This window comes from Amycolatopsis sp. NPDC004169, from assembly GCF_040610315.1.
GTDB lineage: Bacteria > Actinomycetota > Actinomycetes > Mycobacteriales > Pseudonocardiaceae > Amycolatopsis.
This window is the reverse complement of the sequence record NZ_JBEXMD010000001.1, coordinates 119,236-141,246: the sequence shown is the minus strand read 5'-3', so window position 1 is coordinate 141,246 and position 22,011 is coordinate 119,236. Positions and strand designations below refer to the sequence as shown.

At 71.1% G+C, this 22,011-nt stretch carries 19 protein-coding genes and 1 tRNA gene; 14 read left to right on the top strand and 6 right to left on the bottom strand.

Annotated features, from left to right (window positions below):
- Positions 1-101: 101 nt before the first annotated feature.
- The 4 genes from ABZX11_RS00670 (at position 102) to ABZX11_RS00655 (ending at position 3,875) form a co-directional block, all read left to right on the top strand.
- Positions 102-935 carry a helix-turn-helix transcriptional regulator gene (locus ABZX11_RS00670; protein WP_176173749.1) on the top strand — a complete coding sequence of 278 codons (834 nt, stop codon included), beginning with the start codon at positions 102-104 and terminating at the stop codon, positions 933-935.
- 403 nt (positions 936-1,338) lie between these two features.
- Positions 1,339-1,524: a hypothetical protein gene (locus ABZX11_RS00665; protein WP_354908586.1), complete on the top strand. Its 186-nt coding sequence runs from the start codon at positions 1,339-1,341 to the stop codon at positions 1,522-1,524.
- Between the two features lie 579 nt (positions 1,525-2,103).
- Complete coding sequence (locus tag ABZX11_RS00660; RefSeq protein WP_354908584.1) at positions 2,104-3,210, top strand: sensor histidine kinase; 1,107 nt, start codon at positions 2,104-2,106, stop codon at positions 3,208-3,210.
- Positions 3,207-3,875, top strand: coding sequence for a response regulator transcription factor (locus ABZX11_RS00655; protein ID WP_176173747.1), 669 nt, complete (start codon positions 3,207-3,209; stop codon positions 3,873-3,875). The genes ABZX11_RS00660 and ABZX11_RS00655 overlap by 4 nt, the downstream gene beginning before the upstream one ends.
- 162 nt (positions 3,876-4,037) lie before the next feature.
- Here the strand turns inward: ABZX11_RS00655 and ABZX11_RS00650 are convergent, their stop codons facing one another.
- The 3 genes from ABZX11_RS00650 to ABZX11_RS00640 all read right to left on the bottom strand — a co-directional run bounded on the left by ABZX11_RS00650 (position 4,038) and on the right by ABZX11_RS00640 (position 7,760).
- Complete coding sequence (locus ABZX11_RS00650; protein WP_176173746.1) at positions 4,038-5,075, bottom strand: class I SAM-dependent methyltransferase; 1,038 nt, start codon at positions 5,073-5,075, stop codon at positions 4,038-4,040.
- A 1-nt stretch (position 5,076) separates the two neighbouring features.
- Entirely contained in the window at positions 5,077-6,291 is a 1,215-nt protein-coding gene (locus tag ABZX11_RS00645) for a DUF1707 domain-containing protein (protein WP_176173745.1), read from the bottom strand.
- 158 nt (positions 6,292-6,449) lie between these two features.
- Complete coding sequence (locus tag ABZX11_RS00640; protein WP_254897045.1) at positions 6,450-7,760, bottom strand: hypothetical protein; 1,311 nt, start codon at positions 7,758-7,760, stop codon at positions 6,450-6,452.
- Positions 7,761-7,821: 61 nt separating this feature from the next.
- On the opposite strand from ABZX11_RS00640, the gene ABZX11_RS00635 reads away from it, so the two are divergent.
- Positions 7,822-9,234, top strand: coding sequence for a class I SAM-dependent methyltransferase (locus tag ABZX11_RS00635; RefSeq protein WP_354908581.1), 1,413 nt, complete (start codon positions 7,822-7,824; stop codon positions 9,232-9,234).
- Between the two features lie 43 nt (positions 9,235-9,277).
- Positions 9,278-12,454, top strand: coding sequence for a glycosyltransferase (locus tag ABZX11_RS00630; RefSeq protein WP_354908578.1), 3,177 nt, complete (start codon positions 9,278-9,280; stop codon positions 12,452-12,454).
- On the opposite strand, the gene ABZX11_RS00625 is transcribed toward ABZX11_RS00630, so the two are convergent.
- The gene (locus tag ABZX11_RS00625) at positions 12,455-13,624 is read right to left on the bottom strand and encodes a hypothetical protein (RefSeq protein ID WP_354908575.1); all 1,170 of its coding nucleotides are present in this window, start codon (positions 13,622-13,624) and stop codon (positions 12,455-12,457) included.
- Positions 13,625-13,858: 234 nt separating this feature from the next.
- On the opposite strand from ABZX11_RS00625, the gene ABZX11_RS00620 reads away from it, so the two are divergent.
- Entirely contained in the window at positions 13,859-14,464 is a 606-nt protein-coding gene (locus tag ABZX11_RS00620) for a hypothetical protein (protein WP_354909183.1), read from the top strand.
- Here ABZX11_RS00620 and ABZX11_RS00615 read toward each other — a convergent pair.
- A complete protein-coding gene (locus ABZX11_RS00615) occupies positions 14,442-15,125 on the bottom strand; it encodes an alpha/beta hydrolase (RefSeq protein ID WP_354908573.1) in 684 nt (227 codons plus the stop codon). The genes ABZX11_RS00620 and ABZX11_RS00615 overlap by 23 nt on opposite strands.
- A gap of 134 nt (positions 15,126-15,259) precedes the next feature.
- Between ABZX11_RS00615 and ABZX11_RS00610 the strand changes: the two genes are divergently transcribed.
- Together ABZX11_RS00610 and ABZX11_RS00605 are read left to right on the top strand one after the other, a co-directional pair.
- Positions 15,260-15,799, top strand: a complete 540-nt coding sequence (locus tag ABZX11_RS00610; protein WP_176173740.1) for a DUF2716 domain-containing protein — start codon at positions 15,260-15,262, stop codon at positions 15,797-15,799.
- A 33-nt stretch (positions 15,800-15,832) separates the two neighbouring features.
- On the top strand, positions 15,833-16,231 hold the full coding sequence (locus ABZX11_RS00605) for an immunity 7 family protein (RefSeq protein WP_176173739.1): 399 nt from the start codon (positions 15,833-15,835) through the stop codon (positions 16,229-16,231).
- 100 nt (positions 16,232-16,331) lie between these two features.
- On the opposite strand, the gene ABZX11_RS00600 is transcribed toward ABZX11_RS00605, so the two are convergent.
- Positions 16,332-16,404: transfer RNA gene (locus tag ABZX11_RS00600), tRNA-Gly, on the bottom strand.
- Between the two features lie 187 nt (positions 16,405-16,591).
- On the opposite strand from ABZX11_RS00600, the gene ABZX11_RS00595 reads away from it, so the two are divergent.
- The 5 genes from ABZX11_RS00595 (at position 16,592) to ABZX11_RS00575 (ending at position 21,978) form a co-directional block, all read left to right on the top strand.
- Positions 16,592-18,196: a sigma-70 family RNA polymerase sigma factor gene (locus ABZX11_RS00595; RefSeq protein ID WP_354908570.1), complete on the top strand. Its 1,605-nt coding sequence runs from the start codon at positions 16,592-16,594 to the stop codon at positions 18,194-18,196.
- Between the two features lie 113 nt (positions 18,197-18,309).
- Positions 18,310-18,750 carry a DUF983 domain-containing protein gene (locus ABZX11_RS00590; protein ID WP_086842855.1) on the top strand — a complete coding sequence of 147 codons (441 nt, stop codon included), beginning with the start codon at positions 18,310-18,312 and terminating at the stop codon, positions 18,748-18,750.
- Positions 18,751-18,762: 12 nt separating this feature from the next.
- The gene (locus ABZX11_RS00585) at positions 18,763-19,623 is read left to right on the top strand and encodes a DNA-formamidopyrimidine glycosylase family protein (protein WP_354908567.1); all 861 of its coding nucleotides are present in this window, start codon (positions 18,763-18,765) and stop codon (positions 19,621-19,623) included.
- Positions 19,624-19,722: 99 nt separating this feature from the next.
- Positions 19,723-21,048: a histidine kinase gene (locus ABZX11_RS00580; protein ID WP_176173736.1), complete on the top strand. Its 1,326-nt coding sequence runs from the start codon at positions 19,723-19,725 to the stop codon at positions 21,046-21,048.
- 84 nt (positions 21,049-21,132) lie between these two features.
- On the top strand, positions 21,133-21,978 hold the full coding sequence (locus ABZX11_RS00575) for a S49 family peptidase (protein WP_354908564.1): 846 nt from the start codon (positions 21,133-21,135) through the stop codon (positions 21,976-21,978).
- Positions 21,979-22,011 lie beyond the last annotated feature (33 nt).

Below are 22,011 nucleotides of genomic sequence, written 5' to 3'. Positions count from 1 at the left end.
GGTACTACGATCGACCCGCTGGGAAACTGGTACCAGTTGTTGTTTATCCAGGTACCAGGCACTACCTGGTACCAGTTTCCGGAGCGTGCCATCCTGGCACCATGACCACCGCCGTCGAATCCGACCTGCGCCGCCAGGAGCTGGCCAGGTTCCTGCGCAGCCGTCGCGAGCGGATCACGCCCGAGCAGGTCGGCCTGCCGATCGTCGGCCGCCGCCGGACGCCGGGGCTGCGCCGCGAAGAGGTCGCGCAGCTCGCCGGGGTCGGGGTCACCTGGTACACGTGGCTCGAGCAGGGTCGCGACATCAACGCGTCCGAGCAGGTCCTGCAGGCGATCGCCCGCACGCTGCGGCTCGACCCGCACGAGCACGTCCACCTCTTCCGGCTGGCCGGAGCGCCCGCGCCGGAGGGCGAAAAGGACTGCCAGGTCATCACGCCGGCCATGGAGCTCATGCTGAAGAAGCTGGAGCCGTACCCGGTCGCGATCCGCAACGCCCGCTGCGACCTGCTCGGCTACAACCGCGGCTACACCTGGCTGATGGGCGACGTCGACGCCATCCCGTTCGGCGACCGGAACACCCTGGTCCAGTGCCTGCTCAACCCCGAGTGGCGCCGGCGGATGCTCGACTGGGACGCGAACATCCCACGCGTGATCGCCTCCTTCCGCGCGGCGATGGCCGACCACGTCGCCGAGCCGGCGTGGAAGCAGCTGGTCAAGCGGCTCAAGGCCGAGTCGCCGCTGTTCGCCGAGCTGTGGCCGCACCACGACGTCAACTCCGAGCCGATCCGCACCAAGCGCTACCTGCACCCGGACGTCGGGCTGCTGCAGTTCAACTTCACCTACCTCTACTACGGCCGCCGCTCCGAGATCACCATGTCGACCTACACCCCGGCCGACGAGGAAACCGCGGCGAAGCTGCCCCTCGTGTTCGACTGAATGCCCCGCAGGAACCTGAATCATTTACGTAATGAGCGTCCGGTTATTTCAGGTCGCCCAGATGGACTATTTGCCTGCGTTCGGGTGAGGCCAATGTGGCGGTATGTGATTGACCAGGTTTTGTCACTTTTTGCCGCGAGCGTCGCTCTGAGCTGCACTTATGCCCGACGAGAGTGCTCGACTGGGTCAATATGGTGATACAGGTCACACACCAACGATTTCCCATCATCGCCGCACTTACGTAACGTCACTAATCGCGAGCCGGTCCTCCTGCGAGGGCCGGCGCTCTGAGGTTCCGGACCTTCAGGTCTGGTTGCTTTGGCCGACCGGCGTGCTGTCTCGGCGGTTGCTCGACCGCGTCCCGTACGGGGGGTCGAACACCGAGAGATAGGAGAACGCAGGTATGGGCAAGCACCACTCCGAAGGCGACGACGCCGTCCCGGAGGGAGACGATCCCGCTTCGGAGCGGAAGGAATCTCAGCACGGTGAAGGGCGCCGGGCCCAGAAGGCCCGGCGCGTGGTGACCGTGGCGCAGGTAGTGGTCGCCATCGCTCAGGCGGTGGACGGGGTGCTCAGGATCTTCTCCTGAGCCTGGCTGGCCCTGGATCTTGCTCATCCGGGGCCAGTCCCTCGAGTGCCGCCAGTTTCGAAGTCGCAGCGATCATTGACGTCGTTACAAGGCGAGGATCATTCCTTGCGTTCGGTCGGGCCACTCTAAACACATCGGCCGTCATTATGGAACCACCATTCCGACTGGTGAGAGCAGTAATTCCGGGTGTGGGTCGTCCTGGGGTGAAGCTGCTGGTCGGATGGCCTGGGGTCTGGGTGCGTATCGCCGGTACTGATGTTTTACTTGGTGTGCTAGTGCACAACATTTGCTTAGTACGCTGATGCAATTGCACTCCGTTATTCTGATTGTTGGCAACATCCTGTAGAACTACTGACTGTGACGGGGTGAACACAAGTCATTTGCCATGTGAATCCCCCTTTCACCTGCGATTTCTGACCTGGCGGGGCTGCGAGAGGGCCTTAGATTCCTTGTTGGCACCGGGCCAGGTAACTCTGTAGCGTTTAGTGACGAGCGAAGAGGTCGCCGCCTGACGACGTACGCCGGCCGTGCGCTCCGGGGCGGACGCGCGGACCGGCCGTGCCCGGTAGTTTTCGCGGCATGAGATGGCCGCCCTGGGTGGGACGCGTGGTGCGCACCGTCGTCGTCACCGTGTTCGTGCTCGGGGCGACCAGCGGTTCGTCGCGTTGGCAGCCCGGGGCTCCGCCGATGACGCCGCTCGCGGCCGCGTGGCTGGTGGCCACCGGGCTGACGCTGCTGGCCGTCCACCGCTTCCCGCTCACGATCTTCCTGGTCACCACCGCGTCCGCGTTCGGCTACTACGCCTCCGGGCTGCCCGGCGGCCCGATCATCGTCGTCCCGACCGTCGCGTTGTTCCTGCTCACCCGGCAGCGCGGCCCGCTCACCGCCGGGATCACCGGTGCCTCCGCGCTCGGCGTCCTCTTCCTGGCCCACTTCCTGACGTCGGGGTCGTTCGCGCTGGCGGTCGGCGCCGGGTTCCTCGTCGTCTGGCTGATCGCGGTGATCGGCATCGGCACCGCCGTCCGGTACCAGCTCGACGCGCTCGCCGCCCGTCGCGCGCAGGCTGACGAGCACCGCCACCGGCTCGCCGAGCAGGAACGCCTGCGCATCGCCCGTGAGGTCCACGACGTCGTCGCGCACAGCCTCGCCATGATCAACGTCCAGGCCGGCGTCGCCGCGCACGTCGCCGACCGGCGGCCCGAGCAGGCGAAGGAGGCGCTGCTCAACATCAAGGCGGCCAGCGCGTCCGCGCTCAACGACCTGCGCGCCACGCTGGCCGTGCTGCGCTCGGGGCAGGACAAGGCACCCGCGCCGAGCCTCGCCCAGGCCGGTGAGCTGCTGGACCACGCCCGCGACGCCGGGCTCACGGTCGAGGTCCACGGCGAGCCCGGCACCCTCCCGGCCCCGGTGGACGCGGCCGCCTACCGGATCCTGCAGGAGTCGCTGACCAACGTCGTCCGGCACGCCGACCAGGCGAACCACGTCGAGGTCCGGTTCCAGCGAAGACCGGGGACGTTCACGCTGCGGGTGCGCGACGACGGCCGCGGCACCGCCCAGCCGACGCCGGGCCACGGGCTGCGGGGCATGGGCGAACGGGCCGCCGCACTCGGCGGCCGGTGCACCGCCGGGCCGGTCGAGGGCGGTTTCGAAGTGTGCATCGAGCTACCGATCGAGGGGGAAGCATGATCCGCGTCCTGCTGGCCGACGACCAGGTCCTGGTTCGCGCCGGGTTCCGCGTGCTGCTGGAGACCGAGGACGGCTTCGAGGTCGTCGGCGAGGCAGGCGACGGCGAGCAGGCGGTCGCCGGCGCGGTCGAACACAAGCCGGACATCGTCGTGATGGACATCCGGATGCCCGGTGTCGACGGCCTCGAAGCCACCCGCCGGATCACCGCGAACCCCGACCTCGCCGGGACGAAGGTGCTGGTCCTGACCACCTTCGACGTCGACGAGTACGTCTACGAAGCCCTGCGCGCCGGCGCCAGCGGGTTCCTGCTGAAGGACACCGAGCCGGTCGAGCTGCTGCGCGCGCTGCGGGTCGTCGCGGACGGGGAGGCGCTGCTGGCGCCGACCGTCACCCGCCGGCTGATCCAGGAATTCGTCGGACGCCCGGAACACCGGCGCATCGACACCGGCGCCGTCCGCGAGATCACCGACCGCGAGCGCGAGGTGCTCGGCCTGGTCGCGGGCGGGCTGTCGAACGACGAAATCGCCGCCCACCTGGTGATCTCCACGGCGACCGCGCGCACGCACGTCAGCCGCATCATGACGAAGATCGGCGCGCGCGACCGCGCCCAGCTGGTGGTGCTGGCCTACGAGTCCGGGCTCGTCACACCGCGTCGCCCCGCCTGACCCGGCGCACGACGCGGACCGCGCGCACCAGGAACACCACGGCGAGGACACCGACCAGGCAGATCCAGATCACGGCGCCTCCTCTCCCGGCCGATGCTCTGCTCAGTAGGCGTCCGAGAGGGGGATGGCGTTCACCGACACGGCGGAAGTCACACCTTCGGGCTATTCCGCGACCTTCTGCAGCCAGATGTTGCCGCCGGAGTTGCCGGCCAGCTCGGGAACGCGGCCTTCCAGCAGGTCGCGGTGGTGGGCCCACATGAACTGCTGGTACCAGCGGATCTCGAACCGCCGGTTGTACATCAGGAACGCGCGGAGCAGGTAGTCCTCCTGCCACGCCCGCCCTTCCACCAGCCAGTCCATCGGATACTCGAACGGGAAGAAGACGTCGTGGACGTGCACCCAGACGCCGTCGTTCAGCCGGGGGAGGACCTCGAAGAACAGGTAGTTGACGTCCGAGCCGGCCTTGACCACGTGGGTCGAGTCGATGAACAGCACGTCACCGGCCTGCAGCTGGGCGAACGTCTCCAGCGGGACGTCCTGCACCGCCTGGCCGAGCACCCGGACGCGGTCCTCGTCCCCGGGCCGGAACAGGCTCTGCAGCAGCTGCGGGTACGGCTCGACGCAGGTCAGCTCCAGCTCCGGGAGCCATCCGTCGGCGGTGTCGAGCGTCATCGCCGTCGAGTAACCCGAACCGACCTCGATCATCCGCTTCGGGCGCAGGTGCCGCAGCATCGTGTGCAGGATGATCGCGTCCGACCACGAGTACGCGGTGTTCTCGTAGAAGTAGCGGTGTTCCTCGCTGCGCTCGGCGGTGAACGGCAGCTCGCCGGCGAGGTCGGCGAGGGCGCCGAACAGCTCGACCTGCTCCGCTTCCCGCAGGTCGATCGCCGCGGGCCGGGCGTCGATGTCGAACATCGACGCCGCCCGGGCGCCGATCTCCTCCTTCGACGCGAACGGCGAGTAGAAGTGCCCCGGCGGCACCCAGGTGCGGTACTGCTCCTCGAACGCCTGCTTCTCCTGGAGGACCTCGGCGTGCCGCGCCTGCAGCTCGTCGTGGTGGTTCATCAGGCTCTCGTAGCGCGCGGACAGCTGGTCGTAGCGCGCCGACAGCCGGTCCGCCCGGATGGTCAGGTCGTCGTAGGACTTCCGGGCCACCGCGTACCGCTTGACGATCCGGCGGAGCCGCTTCTCCAGCGTCATGTCAGCTGTTCGTCCGCTCGGTGGGCGGCGACTTCTGCACCTGCGAGTTGAGCAGCGTCTTGAACGAAGCCAGCGCCTTGTCCTTGTCCGGGCCGTAGGCGTCGACGATGATCACGCGGCTGTACAGCACGTACACCGCGCGGTAGACGTACTGCTGGCCGCCGTCGGGCGTGGCGAACACCGGCACGCCGTGCAGCGACAGGTCGCGCGCGGCGGTCAGGCCGCCTTCCTGCTGGGCGTTCGCGTACTCCTGCGCGACCGGCGTGGCGGCCTGCGGGTTCGGCATCTCGAGGGCGTACAGGCCGAGCGTGACGTCACCGTCGGTCGAGGTCTTGAGCAGGCCTTCCGTCATGCCGCCGGTCTTGAGCCGCTCGACGACGGTGGTCGGCAGGAACTTCGCCGCCTCCAGCTTGGCGATGTCGAACGTGCCCCCGCCCGCCCGGGTCTTGCCGGGCGGGGTGGCCAGCGCCGAGGAGTTGTCGCTCGGCTCGGCCTTGGCGGCGGGCGGTTCCGGCAGCGGCTTGCTCGTCGGCACCGGCGGCGGCTGCTGGCTGGTGCTCTGCTGCGCGACCGGGGTGGTGCCGTTGTCCTTGATGAACAGCGCCCAGACGCCGAACCCGAGACCCGCCAGCACGACCAGCCCGAGCGCGGCGAAGGCGATCTTCTTGCCCTTGCCGGACGACGGCTGGGTCTGGAACGTCTCCGGGCCCTGGCTGATCCACTCGGCGTTGGTCGAGGGGTTCACCGGCGGGAAGTCCGAGCCGCCCCACGGCGGGGCGGCATCCGGCTGGGCCGGGCCCCACGGGTTCTGCTGCGGGTGCTGCGGCGCGGGGAACCCGCCGGCGGGCGACTGCTGGCTGTAGGGCTGCTGGTACTGCGGCATCGGCTGCGGGAACCCGCCCGAAGGGGAGTTCTGCTGCTGCCACGGCTGCACGGCCTGGGTGCGCTCGCCGCTCGCGTCGGCCGAGGAGACGATCTGGGTGGCCTCGGCCGAGGCGCTCGAGTCCGGCTGCTTCCCCGGCGGGGCCACCGGCGGGATGATCTGCGTCTCCGCGGCGGAGGGGGACGACGGCTGCGCGGGTGCCTGCTGGGGACCGTCGGCGTTCGTGACGGCCATGCTCAGCACGCGATCGCGCCGGATCCGGTACTCGTCCGCCGTCAGGCTGCCGGCCGCGAGCTCCTCGTCCAGCCTGCGCAGATCTTCCTGCCAGGTCACCCCTGGTACCCCCTTCGGGTAGTCGTCCCCGAACCATGCGAACGTGCTGCCTCGCGGCCGAAGACCCGGGCCGCACGCAGTCATTGTGCACGGGTGGGCTCACCCGCCGGCGGCCACCACCCCGTCGTCACCGATGTGAGACGGTCCGGCCGTCGAGGTCAGCGCGGGTGCCGGGCCAGTGCCTTCGCCAGCTCGTCGATCGTCTGGTCCCGCAGCAGCGCCGAAGAGCCGCCGGTGACACTGCGTTCGACGAACTCGAACGTCACCACGTCCCGGTCGGCGAACAGCTCGGCGAGCTGCTCGACGTTGCTCTGCCCGACGGTGTCGCTGTGCACGATGGTGACGTCCTGGCAGGTCGCGGCCAGGAACGGCGTGGCGAACTGGGTGAAGGAGTCGGCCACGATCCCGATGCTCGGCCGGAGCGAGCCGGCCGGCCGGGCCCCGTCGGGCTGCGTCAGGCGCAGCGGCGACCGGAAGTCGCTCGCGATGTAGCGCGCGCGGTCCTGGCCGCCGTCGGTGGACAGGCTGTAGGTGGGGAGGCTGCGCTGTTCGGTGCGGCCGAGGAGCCGGGCGAGGTCGGCGGGCCACGGCCGGACGCCGTTCGGCGCCGCGCGCCAGTTCACCGTGCTGCCGGGCGCGATCGCCTGGCCGAGCGCGTACGTCATGACGAGGCCGCCGTCGTACGACCAGTGCGTGTCGTTCGGGTCGTAGAGCGACCGGCCCAGCCGCTGCTCGGCGTCGGCGAGCGCGGGCCGCAGGTCGAGCGCGCCCGTCTCGCGCGGCACCCGGTTCCAGAACGCGGTGGTCCTGGCCTGCGCGCAGGCCTTGCCGACGTAGTCGTCGGGCAGGTGTGACGGCTCCTGGGTGTACTTGTCCGGCGCGAAGACCAGCACGAACTTCCGGCCGGAGCTCTCGACCGCCCCGCGCAGCCGCCGGAGCGCGGAGACGACGTGGTCGAGGTCCATCACCGGACGGCACTTCGCGTTGACGTCCTCGCCGAGGTAGAGCCAGCCGTCCTTGCCCGGGATGACCTGCGGGTAGACGTACCCGGGGACGTCACCGGTGCCGGACTGGCCCTGGTCGACGCCGACCGTGCCGTGGTTGGTGCCCTGGCCGGACCCCGGCGGGTCGCCGAAGACGCCGGTGCTGATCTGGTCCGCCGCCTGGACACCGACCTGGCGCAGCGGCAGGTGGTCGGTGGCCCAGCCGGTGAGTTCCGGGAAGAAGTTCCAGCCGTCGCCGAGGCTCGGGAACGGCCGCAGCGGCCGGTTCTCGAACGCGGTCGGCTGCACCCCCGCGACCCACAGCAGGACCGGCGCGAGGAAGAAGACGATCGCGCAGGTCAGCGCCGTGCGCTGGCGGCTGCTGTGCCGGGGCCGGTAGAGGTTGTGCTCGTTCGGGAGCCAGGACTCCGGCGTCTGCGGCAGCTTCGCGTCGGCAGGCGACTGCGGACGGAGGCGGGAGGGCACGGTCGTATCCTAGCGCCGGGCGGGGCCGGACCGGCCGGATCCGGGGAAGCGGGAACGTGCGATGAGCGGTGGGCGAGGACCCGGTTACGAGCAGCGGCTGGCCAGGGAACGCGAGACCTTCGCCGGTCAGGTCGAGGTGCACGGCAACCTGCCGGAGTCGGCGCACCACTGGTCCGCGCGGCACATGCTGCCCAAGCTCCAGGCCCTCGGCGTCCCCGGCATCGGCGAGCTGATCACCGGCGAAATCGGCGCCCGTGCGCAGCGGCTCGACCGGGACGTCGTCGTGCTTTCCCTGGGCAGCGGCAACGGCGACCAGGAGCTCGGCTGGCTGCGGACGCTGGCGGAATCGGGGCAGCACAACGTGCGGCTGCGGCTGCTGGAGCTGAACCCCGACATGCAGGCCCGCGCCGAGGCGTCCGCCCGCGAGCAGGGGGTCGCCGATCGGGTCGAGCTGATCACCGCGGACTTCAACACCTGGCGCGCGGACGCCGCGCACGACGTCGTCGTCGGGTTCCAGGCCCTGCACCACGTCCTCGACCTCGAACACCTCTACGGCCAGATCCGCGACGGGCTTGACCCCGACGGCGTGCTCGTCGTGCACGACATGATCGGCCGCAACGGCCACCGCCGCTGGCCCGAGGCGCTGGAGGTCGTCGACCGGATCTGGGCGACGCTGCCGGCGCGGCTGCGCCGCAACGCACTGACCGGCGAGGTCGACGAACGGTTCGTCGACATCGACTGCGCGGCCGACGGCTTCGAGGGCATCCGCGCCCAGGACGTCCTGCCGGTGCTGCTCGAGTACCTGCACCCCAGCCTCTTCCTGCCCTACGCCAACGTCATCGACCCGTTCGTCGACCGGATCTACGGGCCCAACCTCGACCTGGCCGACCCCGCCGACGTGCGGCTGCTCGACCACCTCGGCGATCTCGACGACACGCTGGTCGACCTCGGGATCGTCAGCCCGACGCACCTCACCGCGCTGTTCCACCCGGCGCCGCAGCCCCTGCGGGTGCACGGTGCGCGGACGCCGGAGCGGTCGGTGCGCGACACGCGGGTCGTCGACCCCGCCGGCCGCGTCTCGTTCCGGCCCGGCGGGAACCCCGGGGAACGGCTGGTGGGCGGGGCCGGCGTCGTGACCGGCCGGATGAACGGCGTCGAGCACGACGACTGGGCCGGCCCGTCGGCCGAGTTCCCGCTGCTGACCACGGCCGCGGTCGAGGCCGTCGAGCTGCGCACCTACCTGCCGGACGACTCCGCCGACCACGGCAGCGTGACGATCGCGGTCGACGGGGAGGCGGTGGCGAAGGCGGACGTCGGGCCCGGGCTCGTCGAGCAGGTCGTGCCGGTGCGGATCGCGGCGCACCGGCAGGTCCGGTTCTCGCTCGACGCCGACTGGTCGATCACCGCCGGTTCCGGCGCCGATCGGCGGACGCTGTCCTACATCCTGGTCGGGCTGCGGCTGCTGGAAAGGTGAGGGCGGCCCCGGCGGCCCTGGTCGGGCGGCTAATCTGCCCGCCATGGGCAAGGGGACGAACGGTGAGCGCCTGATCGAGTGGACCGGCGAGCGGTGCGTGCCGTGGACCGACGACCTCCAGGTGATCTACGAGCACTACCACCGCTACGCGTTCGCGGCCCGGTTCGCCGCCGGCAAGCGCGTGCTCGACCTGGCCAGCGGCGAGGGGTACGGCAGCGCGCTGATGGCCCGCTCGGCCACCGGGGTGGTCGGCCTCGAGCTGGACCCGGTGACCGTCGAACACGCCCGGCGCGCCTACCCGGGGCTGCGCTTCGAAGTCGGGTCGATCACCGACCCGTCGGCGCTCGAGGGCGAAGAGTTCGACGTCATCACGTGCTTCGAGGCGATCGAGCACGTCGAGGAGCAGGACCGGCTGATGGAGCTGGTCCGCAACCGGCTCGCCCCGGGCGGGGTGTTCCTGTGCAGCACGCCCGACACCGAGGTCTACAGCCACGACCACGGCAACGAGAACCCGTACCACGTCCACGAGCTCACCGGTCCGGCGTTCCGGTCGCTGCTGTCGCGCAGCTTCGCCCACGTCGTCGTGCTGCGCCAGAACGTCGCCGTCGGCTCGCTGATCCACGACGGCGGTGCCGGAGCGGGCGCCGAGGTACTGACCCTGCAGCCCGGCGAGGGTGATGGCTGGGTCGTCGAGCCGGGTGCGCCGCACACCTACTTCGTCTCCGTCGCGTCGGCCGAGCCGGTCGAGGTGCCCTCGACGTCCGCGCTCGTCGACCCGAAGCTGACGCTGGTCGCCCGCGCCGCGGCCGAAACCGGGCGGCTGCGTGCCGAACTGGCCGGCGCCGAAGCCGAGCGCGAGCGCGCGGCGGCGGCCGAGAGCCGGCTGACCGCCGAGCTGGCCGAGGTCACCGCCGCCGAACGCCGGGCCGCGGCCGAGCGCGACGAGGCGATCGAGCAGGCGGAGCGCGCCCGCGAGGAGCGGCGGCGCGCCTCCGACGAGCTGCACCTACTCAAGCGCAAGAACGGCTACGACAGCGAACGGCTGGAGTGGCTCGCGGGCAACAACGCCGGGCTCAACGAGACGATCGGCAGGCTCGCCGCCGAGAACGCGAAGCTGCGCGCCGAGACGTCCGCCATCGCCCAGCGGGTGATCGGCAAGTACCGCGGGTCGATCGAGAAGTTCGCCCCGCGCGGCACGCGCCGCCGCGACCTCTACGAGACGGCGCTCGGGCGCCAGGCGGGCTCGCTGCCGGTCACCCCGCCGGTGCCGGGGCCGGTCGCGGTCACCACCAGCGACCAGCCGATCGTCAGCGTCGTCATCCCGGTCTACGGGAACTGGCCGTTCACCCGCGGCTGCCTCGACTCGATCCAGCGGCACCTGCCGTCGACGCCGTTCGAGGTGATCGTCGTCGACGACGCCTCGCGCGACGACTCGGCCGACCGCGTCGCCGGCTGCGCGGGGGTGCGGCTGGTCCGCGCCCCGAAGAACCTCGGGTTCGTCGGCGCGTGCAACCTCGGTGCCGAGCACGCCCGCGGCGAGCACATCATGTTCCTCAACAACGACACCGAGGTCCGGCCGGGCTGGCTGGACGAGCTGGTGGCCGTGGTGGAGTCGCGCCCCGACGTCGGTCTCGTCGGGTCGAAGCTGGTCTACCCGGACGGCAGGCTGCAGGAGTGCGGCGGGATCATCTGGGCCGACGGCACCGGCTGGAACTACGGCAGGCTGCAGTCGGCGGAGACGCCGTGGTTCCAGTCCGTGCGGGACGTCGACTACTGCTCGGGCGCGGCCCTGCTCGTCCGGCGTGACCTCTTCGAGCGGATCGGCGGCTTCGACAAGCGGTTCGCGCCTGCCTACTACGAGGACACCGACCTGGCGTTCGCCGTGCGGGCGGCCGGGTTCCGCACGGTGGTCCAGCCCGCGTCGGTCGTCGTGCACCACGAGGGCATCACCAACGGCACGGACGTCTCGTCCGGTGTGAAGCGGCACCAGGAACTCAACCGCGGGGTCTTCGTCGAGAAGTGGAGCGTCCAGCTGCGCGACCACTTCCCGGAGGCGAGCCCGCGCGCGGTCTGGGCCGGGCGCCAGCGGACGCAGGACGGCCACCGCGGCGGCACCGTGCTCGTCGCCGACCACCAGGTGCCGATGCCGGACAAGGACTCCGGCTCGGTGCGGATGTTCCGCATCCTCGAACTGCTCGTCGGCCTCGGCCACCGGGTTGTGTTCATGCCGCTCAACAACGCGCTTCCCGAGCCGTACGCCCACGCGCTGTACCAGGCGGGCGTCACGGTGGTGACCGGACTCGGCGAGCAGCAGGAGTTCCTCCGCGACGCCGGACCCGACCTGCGCCTGGCGATCCTCTCGCGGCCGCACGTCGCCTGGCAGCTGCTGGAGCAGGTGCGCGAGCACGCGCCGGACTGCGTCATCGCCTACGACACCGTCGACCTCCACTTCGTCCGGCTCAACCGGCAGGCCGACCTGGCCGCCCGGCTCGGTGACACGCGGGAAGAGCTGACGCTGCGGCGGCGGGCGGAAGTGCTGCGGGAGTCGGAGCTCGGCCTCACCCGCGCCACCGACGTCACCTTCACGGTGTCCGATGTGGAGCGTGCGCTGCTGCGTGAGCTCGTGCCGTCGGCGCGCGTCGAGGTGCTGTCCAACGTGCACCACGCCGACGGCGCGCTCGCCGTCCCGGACGGGCGCGCGGACGTGCTCTTCGTCGGCAGCTTCGACCACCTGCCCAACCGGGACGCGGCCCGCTGGCTGGCCACCGAGATCATGCCGCTCGTGCGGCGCCGCCGTCCGGACGCCGTGGCGCGGATCGTCGGCAGCAACCCGCCGGAGGAGGTGTTCGACCTCGCCCGCGAAGGCGTGGTCGTCCGCGGCTGGGTACCGAACCTCGACAGCGCGTACGGCGAGGCCAGGGTCGTCGTCGCGCCGCTGCGCTTCGGCGCCGGCGTGAAGGGGAAGCTGGGCGAGAGCCTCGCCTACGGAGTGCCCGTCGTCGCCACGCCGCTGGCCACCGAGGGCATGCACCTCACGCACGGCCGTGACGTCCTCGTCGGCGCGTCGGCCGAGGAACTCGCCGAGGAGATCGTCACGCTGCTCGAGGACGACAAGCTCTGGCAGCGGCTGTCCGAAGCGGGCAAGTCCGTGGTGGACCGCCTCTTCGGAGCCGACGTCGCCCGCCACACCTTGGCCGGTCTCCTCGACCGGCCGGCCTGATCAGCTGGGCGGCAGCGCTTTCTGGAACACCGAAAGCGCGTTGTCCAGCCCGGCCTTCAGCTCGTTGCGGTTCTTCCCGAACGGCTGGGACACCCACAGCACGATGGCGACCTTGCCCGAGGTGTACCAGGTGCCGTCCATCCGCCGGTCGCCGTTGCGGCCGGTGACGACCTTGTCGTCATCGGCCAGCGGGGAGAAGCCGCCGGAGCTCGCGGCCGCACGCAGGTAGTCGACGACGGCCTTCGCGTCCTCGGGCGAATTGGTCGGGACCGCGAAGGCCAGGTAGCCCAGGTCCCCGGTGGACGAGCCGCGGTAGACCAGCTGCGTGACGCCGTGCTGCGAGAAGATCTGCGCGGTTTCCTTCGGGTACAGGTTGAGGTCGAGCCCCTTGGCCAGTGACAGCGTCGAGCTGCCGGCGTACTGCATGCCGGGCAGCGGCGGCACCTGGTCCTCCAGCTGCGGCTGGGCGGCGGCGGCCGGCGGCTGCGGCAGCGTGGGCACGAGGGTGGACAGGGCGTCGGACTTCGGTTCGTCGTCACCGAGCCACACCGTCGCGCCGCCGATCAGCGCGAGCACGACCAGCACGCCGAGGGCGATGAACGGCCACGTCCGCCGGGAGGAGCCGTCCTCTTCGCCGTCGCCGGAGAGGAACCGGTGCTTGCCGGCCGGCGTCGCCGGCTCGGCGTCGCGCGGCCGCGGCGCGGACTCGCCCCCCGGGGGCGTGATCGGCGGGAACCGGCGGCCGAACTCCTGCTCGCCGGGGCCGTCGACCTGCAGGTAGCGGGTCGGGACGATGTCGGCGGGGCTCGGCGCGGTCGTCATGTGGTCGGGGATCGCCTGCACCTGGGCCGCGGACAGCGTCTTCGGCAGTCCGGTGCGCTGCCACGGCGGAGGCGGCGCGGGGGGTGGCGGGGGCGTGGCCGGCGCGTACCGCGGCGACTCGATGCGCTGCGGCGGCGGCGCGGGCTGGGACGGCGCGGGGTGGTTCGCCGGGTTGGTGCTCCGCCAGCCTTCACCCGGACGGCGCAACGGCGAGGGCACTGGTGACGCCACGGTGGCCCCGGACGCCTGGGCGAGCAGCTCGTCCCGCTGTTTGCGGTGGTCAGCGGCGCCGATGCGCCCCGCGGCAAGATCCGCGTCGAGACGGCGCAGCTCGTCCTGCCAGCTCATCCTTTGGGACCCCCATCCACCGTTCGGGGCATCAGTCTGGCACGTCCTGCCGACCGGCAAGGTTGCGGTTTGAGGTTGATCGGCAACTTAGCGCACGACCGCCGATTTGGGGAGACTTCCGCCGCGTCACCCTTCAGGACCCCGAAAACTGTCGTACATATGTTCTAAAATTGGCGTTGTCCAGGGGAGATGCCGCCCGCGTCCGCGGGTGGCGTGATGGAGGAAGGCAGGGCCATGGCCTACATCACCCTGTCCACGTTCGTGGGCTACAGCGCGAGTTCCGGGCCGTCGCGGTCGTCGTTCGTCCGGCGGCAGCGCCGTCAGTACGAAGATCCGGCGCGGGCGGCGTTCAACTACTACCGGCGGGCGGCCAACGCGGTCCGGTCCGGGCGGGCGGCGAACCAGGACGAAGTCGCGCTGCGCGCCCTCGTCAACGCCGCCGACGAGCGGACGAAACCGCACTACGCGGCGATCGCCGACGGCTGGCTGCGGTACCTCGGCCGGAAGTCGCCGAAGCTGGTCGACGTCGGCCGCGGGCGGTGCCGGATCGGGGAGCTCGAAATCGGCGTCAGCCCGCAGATGGGGCTGCGCAAGAGCGACGGCCGCCGCTACGCGACCTGGCTCTACTTCAAGGAGGAGCCGCTGGCGAAGGACTCGGCGCAGCTCGCGCTGTGGGTGCTGGAGCAGGCGATGCCCGACATCCTGCCCGGTGGGGAGGCACTGGTGATCGACGTCCGGCGGGCGAAGGAGTACCAGCTCTCGGCGCGTGACCGGGCCCGGCTGCGGCCCTGGGCCCGCAGCGAGGCGTCGGCGTTCCTCACCCTGTGGGACGCGGCCTGAGCAGCACCTCGGCCACCAGGTCCGGCCGGGTGACGAAGGGGTGGTGCGCCACCGGCAGCTCGACGACGTCGGTGGCGCGCGCCGCCTGGGCCCGCTGGGTCCCGGGCAGCGTCGCGCGGTCTTCGCCGCAGAGGAGGTAGGTCGACGGGACGGTCCGCCACGCCGCCCGGGTCGCCGGCTGGCCGAACACCGCCTCGTTCTGGGCGGTGAGCCGGCCGGCGGCCGCGGCGTAGGTGGCGTCGTCGAAGTCCTGGGCGAACAGCGGCCGGACGAACTCTTCCCGGACGCTCGCGGTGCCGTCGCCGTGGCTGAGGTGCCACGGCGACGGCTCGCCCGTCCCGAAGTCCGCGAGTGCCTCGCCGACGTCCGGCAGGAACGACGTCACGTAGACGAGCCGGTGGACCGCGGGGTGATCGCCCACTGTGGTGATCACCATGCCGCCGTACGAGTGACCGACGAGCAGGGCGGGTTCGTCGGAGCCGTCGAGCAGGGCCCGGACGGCCGCCGCGTCGTCGTGGAGATCGCCCCGCGGCTCGGCCTCGCAACTCGGCAGCACTGCCGCTGAGCTGCGCAGACCGTGCCGGGCGAGTACGTCGGCCGTCGGCTGCCACCACCAGGCGCCGTCGCGGACGAACGCGCCGTGGACGAAGAGGACCCGCATGGTGACAACTTGGCAGAACCCACCCGGACGAGTGACACAGTTCGCGGCGGGCGGACGGGGACTGGACAAAGCGGAGGCCGAACACGAAGCTTTCGCGTGTTCTTCCGCGCCTGGCCGACTCGAAGGTCTCAACCGTGAATGCTGCTTGGGAAGCCGTCTCCCGCGTCGTCGACGAGCCCGCCTGGTACTGGGTCTACGACAAGCTGGCGTTCTGGCCGAGCACCTACGCCAACGCCTGGCCGGGTTTCCGCGAGCCGGTGCCGTCGCGGACCTGGGACCTTTCGCCGGGGGACCTGGACCGCGCCTCGGCCGAGTTCCGCCTCGGCCCGTACGCGGTCGAAGAGCACCTGCTCGCGGGCATCGCGCTGGCGGCGTTCCGCGAGGTGTGCGGCCCGGATGACTGGATGTGGGCGCTGCACTGGCAGCACCAGTCCTACCGGATCCGGCCGCACCTGATGTCCGGGAGCGCCCGCTGGCCGGTGCCGGTGTTCCCGCGCGCGGACTACCACCTGTTCCTGGCGTCGGACTTCTCCTTCGGCACGCTCGGCCACCCGTGGGAGCGGACGCTCTGCGTGTTCGGCGAGAAGCTGGTGCCGGCGTTCGAGCGGCTGGGTGAAGGCGTGCTGGAGAACGTGCTGCGCCGAGACGGGAAGCCGTCGGCGCTGGCCCGCTGAACCCGCTGCCGATCTCTTGCTACCGTTCTGCGGGTGTTCGAATATCACGGCTGGGTGACCATCCAGGCGACCGCGAGCGGAGACGACGACGCGGCGCTCCTGGAGCGCCTGGTCGACCGCGTGCACCGCGCGATCCGCGACGCGGCCGAACTCGACCTGGTCGACCTCCGCTGGAGCGCGGGGATCCCCATGCTCCACTTCGGCGGCTTCGACAAGCACGGCGGCCAGGCCGCCGAACTGCTCACGCTGTTCACCCGCGCGGGCGAATTGGCCCCTGGCTCCTACGGCCTGCTCTACACGTGGGACGACCAGGACACGGAGAACGACAACAACTTCCGCGTCTACCGGATGGCCCGAGGCCAGGTGACCGAGCGCGAAGACCCCCACCTGACCCCGGTGGCCCCCACGGTCCTGGACACCTACGAACTCTGATCCGGCCCCGCGAACACCGTGGGGTCCGGCCTCAGCCCCTTGGGTGAAATAGCAAGAGGGCTGTACCGGTGTGTTTTCCGATACAGCCCTCTTGCTTGCGAGCGGATGACGGGATTCGAACCCGCGACCCTCACCTTGGCAAGGTGATGCGCTACCAGCTGCGCTACATCCGCGTTGTCTTGCTGATGGGGAGAACTCTATACCGTCGGCGTGAGGGGTCTGTCACCGGGGTCCCCTCCCGTCGGACCGGTGCTTCGGTGTCACAGCTGGCGTACAAGGGGTGACGACGGCTGATTCGCTCCGTATGGTGTCTCCATTCGACCGAATGGGGAGACCTTCGGGGAGGAGGTGCCGGGCCGGATGACCGAGCTGGGCACGGTGCCGCCACCAGCGGCCTCGGAATCCGACGAGCAGGCACTGCTGCAACGGCTGCGCAACGGCGAGGACGCCGCGTTCGGGGAGCTGTTCGAGCTGCACGCCGCCGCGGTCCGCCGGCTGGCGCAGAGCCTGGCCGCCGACCGGTCCGAAGCCGAGGACATCACCGCGGAGACGTTCTTCCGCGTGCTGCAGGCGCTCCGCCGGGGTGCCGGTCCCCGTGACTACGTCCGCGCCTACCTGCTCACCGTGGCCCGCCGGGTGTCGTGGGAGTGGCACGGTGCGCGCCGGGACGTCCCGGTCTCCGACGACGAACTGACCTTCCGGGCCGGGGCGGGTGCCGACACGCACGCCCGCACGGCCGAGCACACGTTGATCACGACGGCGTTCACCAGCCTGCCGGAGCGCTGGCGGACGGTGTTGTGGCAGACCGAGGTCGAGGGCGAGCAGCCCGCGATGGTCGCTCCCCACTTCGGGTTGAGCGCGAACGCGACCGCCGCGCTGGCCCGCCGGGCCCGCCAGGGGCTGCGTGCGGCGTACCTGCAGGCGCACCTTTCGGTGAGCCGCGGGCCGGATTCGTGCCGGGCCGTGGTCGAGAAGCTCGGCGGGTTCACCGCGGGCAGCGTCACCGGTGCCGAGGCCGAGCGGATCAAGGCGCACCTGGTCGGCTGCTCGTCGTGCCGCGCGACCCAGGACGAGCTGCGTGACGTCTGTTCGTCGCTGCGGGCGCACGCCGGGGTGCTGGTGCTGCTGGTGCCGGCCGCCGCGTCGGCGGGCGGCAGCGGGGTGCTGGCCGGCCTGGGTGCCGCGGTCAAGGGCGTGCTGGTCGGTTCGAAGGTCAAGATCGGGCTGGCGCTGGCGTCGACCGCCGCGGTCGGTGCCGTCGGCGTCGCGGCCGGGCCGGTGCTGTTCGGGTCCGGGCCGGTGCAGGACATCGGGTTGCCCGGCGGGGCGCCCGAGCTGATCGTGGTGCCGCCGTCGGAGACGCACCACCAGCCGCCGCCGCAGGTGCCGCCGGAGCCGCGGATCGGCATCGGCGTGCTGAACGGCCGGGGCACCGGTGGCGCGGTGCCGCCGCGGGCGCGTGGCGGGGAGCGGCAGGCCGCCGCGAACGAGGTGCCGCAGCTGCCGGTGGCCGGGGACGTCCCGGTCGGCGAGGTGGCCGGAGACGGCGAGCAGCCGGTCCCGCGCGAGGACCTCACGTCGTCGACGTTCATGGCGACCGACCACCCGGCGACGTCGCCGCGGCTGGACACGACGTCCAGGCCCGACGTGACGATGACGACCGAGTCCACCGAAGAGCCCGTGCCGGAGGACGCCGAAGCGCCCGAGGTGTCGCCGACCGGGAAACCGGGGCCGTCGTCGGACGCGGCGGACAAGCCCGCACCGAAGGACGACGAGACCGGGAAGACCGAGCCGCCGACCACGGAAACGCCGACCACGGAAACGCCGCCCACCGAGACACCCACCGCGGAGACACCGACTACCGTGACGCCGACTTCGGAGAAGCCGTGCCCGGCCGGCGCATCGGCCGTCACCGGGTCGGGCGAACCGGCGGATCCGGCTGCGGCCGCGCCGTCGGGTTCCTGATCAGCGGTGATGTCCTCCGCCGGGCGAGATGTCCGGTTCCTCCCTCGCGCGGGTGAGCCCCGGCACGGTACCGTTGAGGCGCTCACCCTGCGGGCGCCCCGGGAGGCAACTGAATGAACCGGCTGGTACGCGGCGAAGACGGCCGCGACTGGGTGGTCCGTGCCCAGATGGAATGGCGCGCACCGGCGACGGCCGACGACTTCGAGCACGACGTCGCGGGCAGCTACGGGCCCGGGATCGCGATGATCGTCGTCACGGCCCTGCTGGCGGTGATCCTCATCGTGTGGACACCCGACCAGGTCAACGTGCCCGCGTGGGTGCTGCTGGCGCTGCTGCTCGTGGTGCTGTTCTTCCCACTGCGGTGGATCCTGCGCCGCCCGTGGACCGTGGTCGCGGAGACCGAAGGCGACGTGACGGGCGACCGGCCGTCCGAGCGCTGGGTCGGCACCATCCGTGGCATGTTCACCGTCCAGGGCGAGGTCAAGAAGATCTCGAAGACCATCCAGCGGCACTCGCTGCCGGACTTCGACGGGCCGCTTCACCCGGTCGAGTAGGACAATGGAGCCATGCCCGAGCTACCCGAGGTCGAAGCACTGGCTCACCACCTGCGCGAGAACGCCGTGGGCCGGACGATCTTCCGCATCGATGTCGCATCGCTGAGCGTGCTCAAGACGGCGACCCCGCCGTACACCGCGCTGCACGGCCGCGAGATCACCGGCGCGACCCGCCACGGCAAGCACCTCGACGTCGTGGCCGGCGACCTGCACCTGGTCGTCCACCTGGCCCGCGCGGGCTGGCTGCGCTGGTCCGACGGCCTCGCCGCGGCGCCGCTGAAGCCGGGGAAGGGCCCGATCTCGCTGCGGGTGCACCTCGAGTCCGCCACCGGGCCCGGCTTCGACCTCACCGAAGCGGGCACGAAGAAGGGCCTGGCGGTGTGGATCGTCAAGGACCCGCAGGAGATCGCGAGCGTGGCGAGGCTGGGGCCGGACGCGCTGGCCGTGGACGCCGCGCAGCTGCGTGAGCTCTTCGCCAGCAAGAACACCCGGCTGAAGTGGGCGCTGACCGACCAGTCGCTGCTCGCCGGGATCGGCAACGCCTACTCCGACGAGATCATGCACCGTGCGAAGCTCTCGCCGTACGCCACGATCGGCAAGCTCGACGACGGCGCGCTGGAGACGCTCGCCGAGGCGATCCACGAGATCGAGTCCGACGCCGTCGAGCGGTCGGTGGGGCAGAAGGCGGCCCGGCTGAAGGGCGAGAAGCGGTCGGGCCTGCGGGTCCACGCGCGGACCGGGCTGCCGTGTCCGGTCTGCGGCGACACGATCCGCGAAATATCCTTCGCCGACAAGTCGTTCCAGTACTGCCCGACCTGCCAGACCGGCGGCAAGCCGCTGGCCGACCGCCGGATGTCGCGCCTGCTGAAGTAGCCGCTTCCGGACGCTCGGTAGGGTCTCGTCAACTCTCGGTCATCGCTGTTGGACAGAAAGTGGGATCAGGCCTTGCACCCGGTCGGTCGAGCGCAGAGCATGGACGCCGTGTCCGGGTTCCCGCTTGCGCAGATCGTCCCGTGGGTCCTTGTGGCGCTGCTCGGCGTCACGGTGATCGTCCTTGTCGTAAAACTGCGCAAACCGGGCAGTGAAGTCGAGGACGCCATGCTGCAGGCGGTCCACCGGATGTCGAAGGCGGCCCCGAACCTCCGCTCGGGCCTGGACGAGGACGCCGCCGACAAGATCACCACCCAGCTGCTGCAGATGCTCGACTGCGTTGCCGTCGGCATCACCGACAGCGAAGGCACGCTGCTGTCCTGGGACGGCGAGGCGAACGAGCACTACGTCGACCTCGTCGACGCCATCGGCGCGGCCATCCGCAAGCACCGCCGCGAGGTCGTCGCGCACGACCGGATGCCGTGCAACCACCGCGGCACCTGCCGGATGAAGACCGCGGTGATCGTGCCGCTGCTGGTGGAGGGCGAGACCGAGGCGGCGCTGATCGTCGTCGGCCGGACCCGCGGCCGGCTGGTGCAGATGGCCGACGCCGTCGCCCAGTTCGTCTGCACCCAGTTCGAGCTGGCCCGGCTCGACGAGTCGAAGCACCAGCTCCAGCAGGCCGAGATCAAGGCGCTGCGGGCCCAGATCTCGCCGCACTTCGTCTACAACGCGCTGAACACCATCTCCGCGCTGATCCGCACGGACCCCGAAGAGGCGCGAGAGCTGCTTCAGGACTTCGCCGACTTCACGCGCTACTCGTTCCGGACGTCGGGCATGTTCACCTCGCTCGCCGAGGAGCTGCGCAACATCGACCGCTACCTCACCATCGAGAACGCCCGCTTCGGCGGCCGGCTCGAGGTGCGGATGAAGATCGCGCCCGAGGTGCTCAGCGTCGTCGTGCCGTTCCTGATCATCCAGCCGCTGGTGGAGAACGCGGTCAAGCACGGACTGGCCAGCAAGCCCAGCGGCGGCTGCGTCACGGTGATCGCGCAGGACTACGGCACGGAGGCGCTGATCAGCGTCGAGGACGACGGCATCGGCATGGACCCGCGGCGGCTGCGTGACGTCAAGAACGCGCACAGCACCGGCGCGCACGTCGGGCTCGGCAACATCAGCCAGCGCATGCAGCAGGTCTTCGGCAGCGACTACGCGGTGATGGTCGAGACCGCGCCCGGGGCAGGCATGAAGGTGACGCTGCGGGTCCCGAAGTTCGTCCCGGGCGTCCGGCCGAACATGCCGGACTACAGCGCCGACAACGACACGGGCGACGCCGACGTGCCGGCCCAGGGCGGTCCCGCCCAGCTGAACGGCGCCGAGGTGAACGGCGTCAACGGCACCCGCTCCGGCATCCTCCCCATGGGCTGAATCCCGGCTGTGACATCCGGGGCTCCGCCACGGGCCGGGGGCTTCGCCACCCGGACCCCCGAAAAATCCGGCTAGCCTGGCGGTATGAGCGTTACGGACAAACTGGCTTCGCGGATCCCGGTGCTCGCCGACCGGGTCGAGCGCAAGGACGTCGTGGCCGTGGTGAAGCTGCACGGCGTGATCACGCCGTCGCCGTCACCGCTGGCCAGGGGCGCGATCAACCTGGCCGCCGTCGAGTCGGCGCTGACCAGGGCGTTCGGGCACGAGCGGCTGAAGGCGGTCGCGCTGCTGGTGAACTCCCCGGGCGGTGCGCCGACGCAGTCGGGGCTGGTCGCCGAGCGGATCCGCCAGCTGGCCGACGAGAAGGGCGTGCCGGTGCTGGCGTTCTGCGAGGACGTCGCCGCCTCCGGTGGCTACTGGCTGGCCTGCGCGGCCGACGAGATCTACGCCCACCGCACGTCGATGGTCGGCTCGATCGGCGTGATCAGCGGCGGCTTCGGCTTCACGGGCCTGCTGGAGCGCTTCGGCATCGAGCGCCGCCTGCACACGGCGGGCGCGAACAAGTCGCGGCTGGACCCGTTCTCGCCGGAGAAGCCCGAAGACGTCGAGTGGCTGAAGAAGATGCACGCCCAGCTCCACGAGCTGTTCGTGAACTGGGTCAAGGAACGCCGCGGCGACCGCCTGACGGACACCGAAGACCTGTTCACCGGCGACGTCTGGCTCGGCGCGAAGGCGGCCGAACTCGGCCTGGTCGACGGGCTGGGCAGCCTCCGCCAGATCATCACCGAGCGCTACCCGGACGCGGAAATCTCGGTGGCCGAGCCGAAGAAGCCCCTGCTGGCCCGCCTGGGCCTCGGTGCCCCGGCCGCCGCGTCGGCGGTCCTGGACGCGGTGACGCAGAAGGCGGCGTGGTCCCGGTTCGGCCTCTGACGTCGATGTCCGATTCGAGTACTTCCGGGCAGA